Annotated in this window: 11 protein-coding genes; 8 read left to right on the top strand and 3 right to left on the bottom strand. The window is 55.1% G+C overall.

Annotation, left to right across the window (positions count from 1 at the left end):
* Nucleotides 1-139 precede the first annotated feature (139 nt).
* The gene (locus KW829_RS15020) at nucleotides 140-442 is read left to right on the top strand and encodes a DUF2502 domain-containing protein (protein WP_089599221.1); all 303 of its coding nucleotides are present in this window, start codon (nucleotides 140-142) and stop codon (nucleotides 440-442) included.
* Between the two features lie 32 nt (nucleotides 443-474).
* On the opposite strand, the gene yaaA is transcribed toward KW829_RS15020, so the two are convergent.
* Together yaaA and KW829_RS15030 are read right to left on the bottom strand one after the other, a co-directional pair.
* A complete protein-coding gene (yaaA, locus tag KW829_RS15025; protein ID WP_218308526.1) occupies nucleotides 475-1,248 on the bottom strand; it encodes a peroxide stress protein YaaA in 774 nt (257 codons plus the stop codon).
* Nucleotides 1,249-1,314: 66 nt separating this feature from the next.
* On the bottom strand, nucleotides 1,315-2,745 hold the full coding sequence (locus KW829_RS15030; RefSeq protein WP_218308527.1) for a sodium:alanine symporter family protein: 1,431 nt from the start codon (nucleotides 2,743-2,745) through the stop codon (nucleotides 1,315-1,317).
* Nucleotides 2,746-3,007: 262 nt separating this feature from the next.
* On the opposite strand from KW829_RS15030, the gene tal reads away from it, so the two are divergent.
* The 3 genes from tal to KW829_RS15045 all read left to right on the top strand — a co-directional run bounded on the left by tal (nucleotide 3,008) and on the right by KW829_RS15045 (nucleotide 6,104).
* On the top strand, nucleotides 3,008-3,961 hold the full coding sequence (gene tal / locus KW829_RS15035; RefSeq protein WP_218308528.1) for a transaldolase: 954 nt from the start codon (nucleotides 3,008-3,010) through the stop codon (nucleotides 3,959-3,961).
* 110 nt (nucleotides 3,962-4,071) lie between these two features.
* A complete protein-coding gene (gene mog / locus KW829_RS15040; protein WP_010427076.1) occupies nucleotides 4,072-4,659 on the top strand; it encodes a molybdopterin adenylyltransferase in 588 nt (195 codons plus the stop codon).
* A gap of 122 nt (nucleotides 4,660-4,781) precedes the next feature.
* The gene (locus KW829_RS15045; RefSeq protein ID WP_218308529.1) at nucleotides 4,782-6,104 is read left to right on the top strand and encodes an MFS transporter; all 1,323 of its coding nucleotides are present in this window, start codon (nucleotides 4,782-4,784) and stop codon (nucleotides 6,102-6,104) included.
* Here the strand turns inward: KW829_RS15045 and satP are convergent.
* Nucleotides 6,081-6,647, bottom strand: coding sequence for an acetate uptake transporter (gene satP, locus KW829_RS15050; RefSeq protein ID WP_010427072.1), 567 nt, complete (start codon nucleotides 6,645-6,647; stop codon nucleotides 6,081-6,083). The two genes, KW829_RS15045 and satP, sit on opposite strands and share 24 nt — an antisense overlap.
* A 296-nt stretch (nucleotides 6,648-6,943) precedes the next feature.
* Here satP and dnaK point away from each other — a divergent pair, with 296 nt between their 5' ends.
* From dnaK to nhaR, 4 genes are all read left to right on the top strand, one after another.
* Complete coding sequence (dnaK, locus tag KW829_RS15055) at nucleotides 6,944-8,857, top strand: molecular chaperone DnaK (protein WP_218308530.1); 1,914 nt, start codon at nucleotides 6,944-6,946, stop codon at nucleotides 8,855-8,857.
* 84 nt (nucleotides 8,858-8,941) lie between these two features.
* The gene (gene dnaJ / locus KW829_RS15060) at nucleotides 8,942-10,087 is read left to right on the top strand and encodes a molecular chaperone DnaJ (RefSeq protein ID WP_010427068.1); all 1,146 of its coding nucleotides are present in this window, start codon (nucleotides 8,942-8,944) and stop codon (nucleotides 10,085-10,087) included.
* A gap of 173 nt (nucleotides 10,088-10,260) precedes the next feature.
* Nucleotides 10,261-11,436, top strand: a complete 1,176-nt coding sequence (gene nhaA, locus KW829_RS15065; protein ID WP_010427067.1) for a Na+/H+ antiporter NhaA — start codon at nucleotides 10,261-10,263, stop codon at nucleotides 11,434-11,436.
* A gap of 58 nt (nucleotides 11,437-11,494) precedes the next feature.
* Entirely contained in the window at nucleotides 11,495-12,394 is a 900-nt protein-coding gene (gene nhaR / locus KW829_RS15070; RefSeq protein WP_218308531.1) for a transcriptional activator NhaR, read from the top strand.
* Nucleotides 12,395-12,399: the final 5 nt, after the last annotated feature.

A 12,399-nucleotide genomic window follows, 5' to 3' on the forward strand; every position in this document is an offset into this window, starting at 1 on the left:
AAAAAGCAGGAAAAAAGTAGAAATTCCCAATAAATGCGGTCACTTAGCGTTTAGGATTGCAGAGAATAACATCCCCCGTTCCCCTCGCGTAATCTCCTTACATCGGCCCACATTGGGCAAGTATAAGAAGGAGTCACCTATGTCTACCCTGAAACCCGCACTCATCGCGCTTTCACTGATGCTGGTCGCTCCCATGGCGGTACAGGCATCCGAAATCACCCTCGTCCCTGCGGTAAAACTGCAGATTGGCGACCAGGATAACAACGGACATTACTGGGACGGCGGTCGCTGGCGCGACCACGACTGGTGGAAGGCGCACTATGACTGGCGCGATAACCACTGGCGTCCGCATGATGAAAAGCGTAAGCATGACAATCGCCATGATGACCATCACCACGATGACCGCCGCGACGACCGTGGCCCGGACTGGAAACACCATTAATGCAAAACCCCGCCAGCTGGCGGGGTTTATTTTTACTGCTCGTGGCGCTTAAACACCAGTTCACCTTTCCCTGACGACGCCTCGTCAAAGAAATAACCTTCGCTGTTAAATCCGGTCAGCTGCTCCGGCTTCGTCAGGCGGTTCTGGATGATGTAGCGGCTCATCAACCCGCGTGCTTTCTTGGCGTAGAAGCTGATCACTTTGAACTTACCGTTCTTCTCGTCGAGGAAAACCGGTTTGATGATCTCTGCATCCAGCTTTTTCGGTTTCACTGACTTGTAGTATTCGTCGGAGGCCAGGTTAATTACCACGTTATCGCCCTGGACGCGCAGCGCCGCGTCCAGCTTATCGGTAATGATATCGCCCCAGAAATGGTACAGATCTTTGCCTTTGGTGTTTTCCAGGCGAATACCCATCTCCAGACGATACGGCTGCATCAGGTCCAGCGGGCGCAGTACGCCGTACAGGCCTGACAGCATACGCAGATGCTGCTGGGCAAAATCAAAATCGGCTTCGCTAAAATCTTCCGCCTGCAGGCCGGTATAGACATCACCTTTAAAGGCCAGAATCGCCTGGCGAGCGTTAGCCGGGGTGAAATCCGGGTGCCATTCGTGAAAGCGGGTCGCGTTCAGATCGGCCAGCTTGTCGCTGATGCTCATCAGCGAGGCGATTTGCGGCGCAGAGAGTTTACGCGCTTCGCGGATCAGCTGTTGCGAGTAGTCCAGCAGTTCAGGCTGGGTATAGCGCTCGGTGGCGAGCGGGCTCTGGTAATCGAGCGTTTTTGCAGGTGAAATCAGAATCAGCATATCCAGTCCTTGCAGGAAATTTAGAGCGACTTTAGCAAAAAATCGCCCTGAATTGATCGATAGCTGTTATTGCCGCGGCAAATCATCCCAGGCGCCGGGGGCAATTTGCGCCTCAATTTCGGGGTAGCGGGTGGGATCAAACACGGGTTTAAGGCCCAGCTTGCGCTGACGCAGATAGTCCTGAGCAATGAGCGTCACCACCGGAGAAAGCAGCAAAATTGCCGTCAGGTTGGTGATCGCCATCAGCGCCATAATCACGTCCGCCAGTTGCCAGACCACCGGCATGCTGAGCAGGGCGCCCGTCATTATCATGGCGATGACGCCTACGCGAAGTACGTTGCGCGAAGGTCGCGAGTCAAGCTTCAGGAAGATCAGGTTGTTCTCCGCGTAGAGATAGTTCACCGTGATCGAACTAAACGCAAAAAGACCCACTATCAATGAGACAAAACCGGCTCCCCAGCCACCCACAAGATTGACCAGCGCCTGCTGAACCAGCTGTATCCCGACGGTGCCAGAGGGATGGGGAAGGGTCCCCGACAGCAGAATGATCATCGCGCTGGCGGAGCAGATAATAATGGTGTCCGTGAACACACCAATCATCTGCACAATGCCCTGCGCCGCTGGATGGGGAGGCCAGGACGCCGCCGCCGCCGCTGCGTTGGGCGTTGAACCCATACCGGCTTCGTTCGAGAACATGCCCCGCTGAAACCCTGCCGTGAGTGCCTGACTGACGGTATAACCCAGCGCGCCCGAGGCCGCTTCGCGCCAGCCGAACGCGCTCTTAAAGATAGCGGCGATGACGTCCGGAAACTGATCGATGTGCAGTACGGTAACTAACAGACTGGCGGCTACCCACAGGAGGGCCATAACCGGAACCAGCCACTGCATCAGGCGGGCCACGCCTTTGAGACCGGCATATATCGTCAGCAGGGTGAGAAGCGCTAAAACGGCACCGGTTATCCATTCCGGGCAGGCAAAGGCATAGCGCATGGCATGCGCCACGGAGTTTGCCTGGACGGTGTTAAAAATCAGGCCATAGGCGATGAGTAAGAAGAGCGAAAACAGGACGCCCATCCAGCGCATCCCCAGTCCACGGGCCATATACCAGGCCGGACCGCCGCGAAACTGACCGTTTTTGTCTTTCTCTTTATAGAGTTGAGCGAGCGAGCATTCAGCGAACGAGGTCGCCATGCCGATAATCGCCGTGGCCCACATCCAGAATACGGCGCCAGGCCCCCCCGCACTGATGGCCAGCGCAACGCCCGCCAGATTACCGCTGCCGACCCGCGCGGCGAGACTGGTGCAGAGCGCCTGAAATGAGGTTAATCCGCCCGCCTGTGGGGTGATGCTATTTTTCAGACTTCTGCCAAATTTGCGGATATAACGAAACTGGATAAAACCACTGCGCAGCGTGAACCAAATACCTGCTCCCAGGAGCAGATATATCATTATCGAACCCCAGAGAATTTCGTTAATAAAGTATAGGAAATCAGGCATTAACGTCCCTCTTGTTGATGCCAAAGTGAATATGTAAGCGCTACCACTGATTGGACATGCTGTTGATTAGCAGCCTGTTAATATTCTCAGTTTATCATACTCTGCCTAAGCGCACTGTCTGCGGTTGCGCTGCCTCTCACTCGTGTTATCATCAGGGCAGACCGGTTACATCCCCCTAACAAGTAAACCTGTCATTTTTCCGCTGCAGGCATGCTGTCGGTAGCGTGAATTATCCAGGGCACGTTAAAAGAGAAACACTATCATGACGGATAAATTGACCTCCCTTCGTCAGTTCACCACTGTCGTAGCTGACACCGGAGATATCGCGGCAATGAAGCTGTACCAGCCGCAGGATGCCACAACCAACCCTTCTCTGATCCTTAACGCCGCACAGATCCCTGAGTATCGCAAACTGATTGACGACGCAGTGACCTGGGCGAAAGCACAGAGCAACGACCGCGCGCAGCAGATTGTTGACGCTACCGACAAGCTGGCAGTGAACATCGGTCTGGAAATCCTGAAACTGGTTCCTGGCCGTATCTCTACCGAAGTGGATGCACGTCTCTCCTACGACACCGAAGCGTCTATCGCGAAAGCGAAACGTCTGATCAAAATGTACAACGATGCTGGCATCAGCAACGACCGTATCCTGATCAAACTGGCTTCTACCTGGCAGGGCATCCGCGCTGCAGAGCAGCTGGAAAAAGACGGTATCAACTGTAACCTGACCCTGCTGTTCTCCTTCGCGCAGGCGCGTGCATGTGCAGAAGCGGGCGTATACCTGATTTCTCCGTTCGTGGGCCGTATTCTGGACTGGTACAAAGCCAATACCGACAAGAAAGAGTACGCACCGGCTGAAGATCCAGGCGTGGTTTCTGTTACTGAAATCTACGAATACTACAAACAGCACGGCTATGAGACCGTGGTTATGGGCGCAAGCTTCCGTAACGTCGGTGAAATCATCGAGCTGGCTGGCTGTGACCGTCTGACCATCGCCCCTGCGCTGCTGAAAGAGCTGGCAGAGAGCGAAGGCGCGCTTGAGCGTAAACTGTCCTACACCGGTGAAGTGAAAGCACGCCCAGAGCGCATCACGGAATCCGAGTTCCTGTGGCAGCACAACCAGGATCCAATGGCAGTAGACAAACTGGCGGACGGTATCCGTAAGTTTGCTGTTGACCAGGGCAAACTGGAAAAAATGATCGGCGACCTGCTGTAATCATTCCGCGTGACCGGGCTCCCGGTCACGCCTCTTACCCCCGCCTCTGTCTGAATTTCCTCTCTGCGTGTATCATTCCCTTTAATCAGTACTTTTTGAATGGAATGGATATGAATACCTTACGCATCGGCCTGGTGTCGATTTCTGACCGCGCCTCCAGCGGTGTTTATCAGGATAAAGGCATCCCTGCTCTTGAAGAGTGGCTGGGCAGCGCGCTGACCACCCCGTTTGAGATCCAGACTCGCCTGATCCCGGACGAGCAGCCGATTATCGAGCAGACCCTGTGTGAGCTGGTGGATGAGATGAGCTGTCATCTTGTTCTGACGACGGGTGGAACCGGCCCCGCGCGCCGCGACGTGACGCCGGACGCGACGCTGGCGGTTGCCGATCGCGAAATGCCGGGCTTCGGTGAACAGATGCGGCAGATCAGTCTACACTTTGTTCCGACGGCCATTCTTTCCCGCCAGGTGGGGGTGATCCGCAAGCAGGCGTTGATCCTGAACCTGCCGGGCCAGCCGAAGTCGATCAAAGAGACGCTGGAAGGGCTGAAAGCAGAAGATGGCAGCGTCATTGTGCACGGTATCTTTGCAAGTGTACCATATTGTATACAGCTGCTTGACGGCCCCTATGTGGAAACTGATGAAAAAGTGGTAGCAGCTTTTCGTCCTAAAAGCGCTCGCCGCGAAACAATCTCCTGAAAATAACGAAAGTGTGACATTAGCGTCAGCCGCAGTAGCGTGTAAACGGATTTACGATATAGTAATTTTTTCTTTACGATCGCTGTAAAAATAAATCCACAACACACGCATAATGGTTCGCTATGTCACATAACACCCGACCTCTGAATCGACAGGACTACAAAACCCTCATGCTTGCGGCCTTAGGTGGCGCGCTGGAATTTTACGATTTCATCATCTTTGTCTTCTTCGCCGCCGTGGTGGGGGAACTCTTCTTCCCGGCGGATATCCCGGAATGGCTGCGTCAGGTGCAAACCTTCGGCATTTTTGCCGCCGGGTATCTGGCGCGTCCGCTGGGTGGCATTGTGATGGCGCACTTTGGCGATCTGGTCGGGCGTAAGAAGATGTTTACCCTCAGTATCCTGCTGATGGCCGTGCCCACGCTGGCTATTGGCCTGCTGCCCACCTATGCCTCGATGGGTATCCTTGCGCCGTTGCTGCTATTGCTGATGCGTATTCTCCAGGGGGCGGCCATCGGTGGTGAAGTTCCAGGCGCGTGGGTATTTGTGTCCGAGCATGTGCCTGCCCGTCGCATTGGGATCGCCTGTGGAACCTTAACCGCGGGGCTCACCGTCGGGATCTTACTGGGGTCGGTGGTGGCGACGATTGTGAATACCAGCATGACGCAACAGGCCGTTCATGAGTGGGGCTGGCGTCTTCCGTTCCTGCTGGGCGGGGCGTTTGGCCTGGTGGCGATGTACCTGCGCCGCTGGCTGCAGGAGACGCCCATTTTCCTCGAGATGCAGCAGCGCAAAGCGCTGGCGCAGGAGCTGCCGGTGAAAGCCGTCGTGGTACGCCATAAAAAAGCGGTAGTGGTGTCGATGCTTCTTACCTGGTTGCTTTCGGCGGGTATTGTCGTGGTGATATTAATGTCGCCGGTTTGGCTGCAGAAACAGTATGGATTCGCCCCGGCGGTGACGCTGCAGGCAAACAGTATCGCGACCATTATGCTCTGCTTTGGCTGTCTTGCCGCCGGGCTGGCGGCGGATCGGTTTGGGGCCAGCGTTACCTTTGTCGTCGGCAGCCTGTTGCTGGCCGCGTCGAGCTGGGCATTTTACCATCTGGCGGGCAGCCATCCTGAACAGCTGTTCCTGCTGTACGGCGTGGTAGGGCTGTGCGTGGGCGTCGTGGGTGCAGTGCCTTACGTGATGGTGCGAGCCTTCCCGCCGGAAGTCCGTTTCAGCGGTATCTCTTTCTCTTACAACGTGTCGTATGCCATTTTCGGTGGACTGACGCCGATTGCAGTGACGGTATTGATGGGCGTGTCTCCCATGGCTCCGGCCTGGTACGTGCTGGCGCTCTCGCTGATGGGGCTAGGATTAGGGATTTGGCTGAGGCAGACGCGGGGATGTCGTGCCCGCGAGGCGGGCACGACAGAGGGATCAGTGTTTTTCACCAATCGGTAGAATGGTGCGGCCGAACTGTTCGTTCAGCACTTCGCCCATTGCCAGGTAGATAGCGCTTGCGCCGCACACCAGGCCAATCCAGCCCGCAACGTGTACGATGCCTTCGTTATCCACCAGGTGGCCGATGGCCAGCAGGGCGAACAGCACGGTCAGGCTCAGGAAGACGAACTGCAGCGCGCGGTTACCTTTCAGGGTGCCGAAGAACATGAACAGGGTGAATACGCCCCACAGACCCAGGTAAACGCCCAGGAAATGCGCGTTTGCCGCGTCTGCCAGGCCCATTTTAGGCAGCAGCAGAATGGCAACCAGCGTCAGCCAGAAAGAGCCGTAAGAGGTAAAGGCGGTTAAGCCGAAGGTGTTGCCTTTCTTATATTCCAGCAGGCCCGCGAAGATTTGCGCGATACCGCCGTAAAAAATGCCCATCGCCAGAATAATGCCATCCATCGGGAACATCCCGATGTTGTGCAGGTTCAGCAGGATAGTGGTCATGCCAAAACCCATCAGGCCCAGCGGAGCCGGATTAGCCAACTTAGTGTTGCCCATAAGTCCTCAAAAAAATCATCATTTATATGGTGAAATGGTTAAACCCGCGTCAATACTCCCTGACGGGGCGCGGCATAATAAGGGGCGCAATCGATGCCGTCTATGATCTCATCAGGGGGAAATTAAAATTTTTTTTATACGTCCCCCTTGATGGATGCCGTTGCGACCCCATCTTGTAAGCAACCGCAGTGTGTGGACCTGAAAAAAATCAAATCTGGGCAGTTGAAAAAGCACGTTCTGCCCTTATTACAGGTACACAACCACATGTTGACTGAATTTTTAGTGGAGACGTTTAGATGGGTAAAATTATTGGTATCGACCTGGGTACTACCAACTCTTGTGTAGCGATTATGGATGGCACTACTGCACGTGTGCTGGAGAACGCCGAGGGCGATCGCACCACGCCTTCTATCATTGCTTATACCCAGGATGGTGAAACTCTGGTTGGTCAGCCGGCTAAACGTCAGGCAGTGACAAACCCGCAAAACACCCTGTTTGCGATCAAACGCCTGATTGGCCGCCGCTTCCAGGACGAAGAAGTTCAGCGTGACGTTTCCATCATGCCTTACAAAATCATCGCGGCAGATAACGGCGATGCATGGCTTGATGTGAAAGGCACCAAAACTGCACCACCGCAGATTTCTGCTGAAGTGCTGAAGAAAATGAAGAAAACCGCTGAAGATTACCTGGGTGAGCCGGTAACTGAAGCTGTTATCACCGTACCTGCCTACTTCAACGATGCTCAGCGTCAGGCAACCAAAGATGCTGGCCGTATCGCAGGTCTGGAAGTAAAACGTATCATCAACGAACCAACCGCGGCTGCACTGGCTTACGGTCTGGATAAAGAAGTTGGCAACCGCACTATCGCGGTTTACGACCTGGGTGGTGGTACCTTCGATATCTCTATTATCGAAATCGACGAAGTTGACGGTGAAAAAACCTTCGAAGTTCTGGCAACCAACGGTGATACCCACTTGGGTGGTGAAGACTTCGATACCCGTCTGATCAACTACCTCGTTGACGAGTTCAAGAAAGATCAGGGCATTGACCTGCGTAACGACCCGCTGGCGATGCAGCGCCTGAAAGAAGCCGCTGAGAAAGCGAAGATCGAGCTTTCTTCCGCTCAGCAGACCGACGTGAACCTGCCGTACATCACTGCAGACGCGACCGGTCCTAAACACATGAACATCAAAGTGACCCGTGCGAAACTGGAAAGCCTGGTAGAAGATCTGGTGAACCGTTCCATCGAGCCGCTGAAAGTTGCACTGCAGGACGCTGGCCTGTCCGTGTCTGACATCCAGGACGTTATCCTGGTGGGTGGTCAGACCCGTATGCCAATGGTTCAGAAGAAAGTGGCTGAGTTCTTTGGTAAAGAGCCACGTAAAGACGTTAACCCGGACGAAGCGGTCGCAATCGGTGCTGCGGTTCAGGGTGGCGTACTGACCGGTGAAGTGAAAGACGTACTGCTGCTGGACGTTACCCCGCTGTCTCTGGGTATCGAAACCATGGGCGGTGTGATGACTGCGCTCATCAACAAAAACACCACCATCCCGACGAAACACAGCCAGGTGTTCTCTACCGCTGAAGACAACCAGTCTGCGGTAACCATCCATGTGATTCAGGGTGAGCGTAAGCGTGCGGCGGATAACAAATCTCTGGGTCAGTTCAACCTGGACGGTATCAACCCGGCACCGCGCGGCATGCCGCAGATCGAAGTCACCTTCGACATCGATGCTGACGGTATCCTGCACGTGTCTGCGAAAGACAAAAATAGCGGTAAAGAGCAGAAGATCACCATCAAGGCATCTTCTGGCCTGAACGAAGCGGAAATCGAAAAAATGGTTCGTGATGCCGAAGCGAACGCGGAATCAGACCGTAAATTCGAAGAGCTGGTTCAGACCCGCAACCAGGGTGACCATCTGCTGCACAGCACCCGTAAGCAGGTTGAAGAAGCAGGCGATAAACTGCCAGCGGAAGACAAGACTGCTATCGAAGCTGCACTGACTGCGCTGGAAACCTCACTGAAAGGTGAAGATAAAGCGGATATCGAAGCGAAGATGCAGGAGTTGGCGCAGGCTTCCCAGAAGCTGATGGAAATCGCTCAGCAGCAGCACGCTCAACAGCAGGCAGGCGCTGATGCAACTGCGAACAACGCGAAAGACGACGACGTTGTCGACGCTGAGTTCGAAGAAGTGAAAGATAAAAAATAATCGCCCTTTGAACGGGTAATTACTGGCACGGGCGAAGAGGTTTCCTCTCCGCCCGTGCACGCATGTTAGGGGCAGATAAAAAAGATGGCTAAGCAAGACTATTACGAGATTTTAGGCGTTTCCAAAACAGCGGAAGAGCGTGAAATCAAAAAGGCGTATAAGCGCCTGGCCATGAAATTCCACCCGGACCGTAACCAGGGTGACAAAGAGGCTGAAGCCAAATTTAAAGAGATCAAAGAAGCCTACGAAGTCCTGACCGATGCACAAAAACGTGCGGCCTATGACCAGTATGGTCACGCAGCCTTTGAACAGGGCGGCATGGGTGGCGGCGGATTCGGTGGCGGCGGCTTTGGCGGTGGCGCTGATTTCAGCGATATCTTTGGCGATGTCTTCGGCGACATCTTCGGCGGTGGGCGTGGTCGTCAGCGCGCAGCGCGCGGCGCGGACCTGCGTTATAACATGGATCTGACGCTGGAAGAGGCCGTTCGCGGCGTCACCAAAGAGATCCGCATCCCGACGCTGGAAGAGTGTGACGTTTGCCATGGCAGCGGCGCGAAAGCGGGTACGCAGCCACAGACCTGTCCAACCTGTCACGGTTCCGGTCAGGTGCAGATGCGCCAGGGCTTCTTCGCGGTACAGCAGGCCTGTCCGCACTGTCACGGTCGCGGTACGCTGATTAAAGATCCGTGCACCAAATGCCACGGCCACGGTCGCGTTGAGAAAACGAAAACCCTGTCCGTTAAAATCCCGGCTGGCGTTGATACGGGCGACCGCATCCGTCTGGCAGGTGAAGGCGAAGCGGGCGAGCATGGCGCGCCAGCAGGCGATCTGTACGTTCAGGTTCAGGTGAAGCAGCACGCAATTTTTGAGCGTGAAGGCAACAACCTGTACTGCGAAGTGCCGATCAACTTCGCGATGGCGGCGCTGGGCGGTGAAATCGAAGTGCCGACGCTGGATGGTCGCGTAAATCTGAAGGTACCAGGCGAAACTCAGACCGGCAAACTGTTCCGCATGCGCGGGAAAGGCGTAAAATCCGTTCGCGGTGGTGCGCAGGGTGACCTGCTGTGCCGCGTCGTCGTGGAAACGCCGGTTGGCCTGAACGACAAGCAGAAACAGCTGCTGAAAGAGCTGCAGGAAAGCTTTGGCGGCCCGACGGGTGAGAAAAACAGCCCGCGCTCCAAAAGCTTCTTCGATGGCGTCAAAAAATTCTTCGATGATTTAACGCGCTAATCCGTTAGCTGTTAAGTGACCTTAAAAAGCCCGGAAGCGATTCCGGGCTTTTTCTATTTGAAGGTATAGCTCGGTAAAACTGAATCTATACTCAATATTAATCTGTTTTTGCCGAGTTGTTTGGCTTGGTATTATGGTTTTATCGAGGTATTGTTGTAAAAGAGAGAACTTAAATGAAATTACTACACCGTTTCTTTAGCAGTGAAGCGTCCGGTGGCGTGATCCTGATTATTGCTGCAGCTGCCGCGATGGTGTTGGCGAATTTAGGATTAACGCGCGATCTCTACCATGCATTTCTGGAAACGCCCGTTGAGCTGAAGGTTGGGGCGCTGGAAATCAACAAGAACATGCTGCTGTGGATCAACGATGCGCTGATGGCGGTGTTTTTCCTGCTGGTGGGGCTTGAGGTCAAGCGTGAACTGGTGTTGGGCTCGCTTGCCAGCCGCCAGCGTGCCGCATTCCCGGTGATTGCCGCGCTCGGTGGGATGGTCGTTCCGGCGCTGCTCTTCCTGGCCTTCACCTGGCAGGATCCGATGGCGCGCCACGGCTGGGCTATTCCGGCCGCGACGGATATCGCCTTTGCCCTCGGTGTATTAGCCCTTCTGGGTAGCCGCGTGCCGGTGGCGCTAAAAATCTTCCTGATGGCGCTGGCGATCATCGATGACCTGGGCGCTATCGTCATAATCGCGCTGTTCTATACCAGCGATCTGTCAATCCTGTCGCTGAGCGTGGCCGCTGGGGCGATTGCGGTGCTGGCACTGCTGAACATCTTTAACGTCCGCCGCATTGGTATCTACATCCTGGTGGGGATGGTGCTCTGGACGGCGGTGCTGAAATCGGGCGTGCATGCCACGCTGGCGGGTGTAATTGTGGGCTTCCTTGTGCCGCTTAAGCCGCAGGATGGCAAATCTCCGGCAAAACAGCTGGAGCATGTGCTGCATCCGTGGGTCGCCTTTATGATCCTGCCGCTGTTTGCGTTTGCCAACGCGGGCGTTTCCCTCGGCGGCGTGACGCTGGACGGGCTGACATCCGTGCTGCCGCTGGGCATCATTGCTGGCTTGTTTATCGGTAAGCCATTGGGGATCAGCCTCTTTTGCTGGCTGGCGATTAAACTGAAGCTGGCGTCGTTACCGAATGGCACTACGTTTAAGCAGATTATGGCCGTGGGCGTGCTCTGCGGAATCGGGTTTACGATGTCGATCTTTATCTCGACGCTGGCGTTTGGGGCGCATGCGCCTGAGCTTATCGTCTGGGCAAAACTCGGTATTCTCATCGGGTCATTACTGGCTGCGGTCATCGGTTATACCTTGTTGAAGGCGAAATTGCCCGGACAGGCTGTTCAGGCATAACAGGAAACCGGGAGGAGGGGCTCCTTCTCCCGATACACACTCAGGGAGAGAACACGCGATGTCTCATTTAAATTACAACCATCTGTACTACTTCTGGCACGTCTATAAACAGGGCTCGGTGGTGGGGGCGGCGGAGGCGCTCTACCTGACGCCGCAAACCATCACCGGGCAAATCAAGGCGCTTGAAGAGCGTCTGCAGGGCAAGCTGTTCAAGCGTAAAGGTCGCGGCATTGAACCCAGCGAACTGGGCGAGCTGGTGTTTCGCTATGCTGACAAGATGTTCACCCTGAGCCAGGAGATGCTGGACATCGTCAACTACCGCAAAGAGTCGAACCTGCTCTTTGACGTGGGTGTGGCGGATGCGCTGTCGAAACGGCTGGTGAGCGGCGTGCTGGATGCGGCGGTGGTAGAAGATGAGCAAATCCACCTGCGCTGCTTTGAATCCACTCACGAGATGCTGTTGGAACAGCTGAGCCAGCATAAGCTGGACATGATTATCTCGGACTGCCCGATCGACTCCACCCAGCAGGAAGGGCTGTTCTCAGTAAAAATTGGCGAATGCGGCGTCAGCTTCTGGTGCATTAACCCGCCACCGGAAAAACCGTTCCCCGCGTACCTTGAAGAGCGTCGCCTGCTGGTGCCGGGAAGGCGCTCCATGCTCGGACGCAAGCTGTTGAACTGGTTTAACTCGCAGGGGCTGAACGTGGAAATACTCGGTGAGTTCGACGACGCCGCGTTAATGAAAGCCTTTGGCGAAGCGCATAACGCGATCTTCGTTGCGCCAACGCTGTACGCGCACGATCTCTATTCAGACGACAAGATTACGGAGATTGGCAGGGTAGATAACGTGATGGAGGAGTACCACGCGATATTCGCCGAAAGAATGATTCAGCACCCGGCGGTGCAGCGTATCTGCAACCGTGATTACTCGGCACTGTTTACGCCACCGGCAATCTGAAGGCA

It is taken from the genome of Enterobacter sp. ENT02, assembly GCF_019219165.1.
Lineage (GTDB): Bacteria > Pseudomonadota > Gammaproteobacteria > Enterobacterales > Enterobacteriaceae > Enterobacter > Enterobacter mori.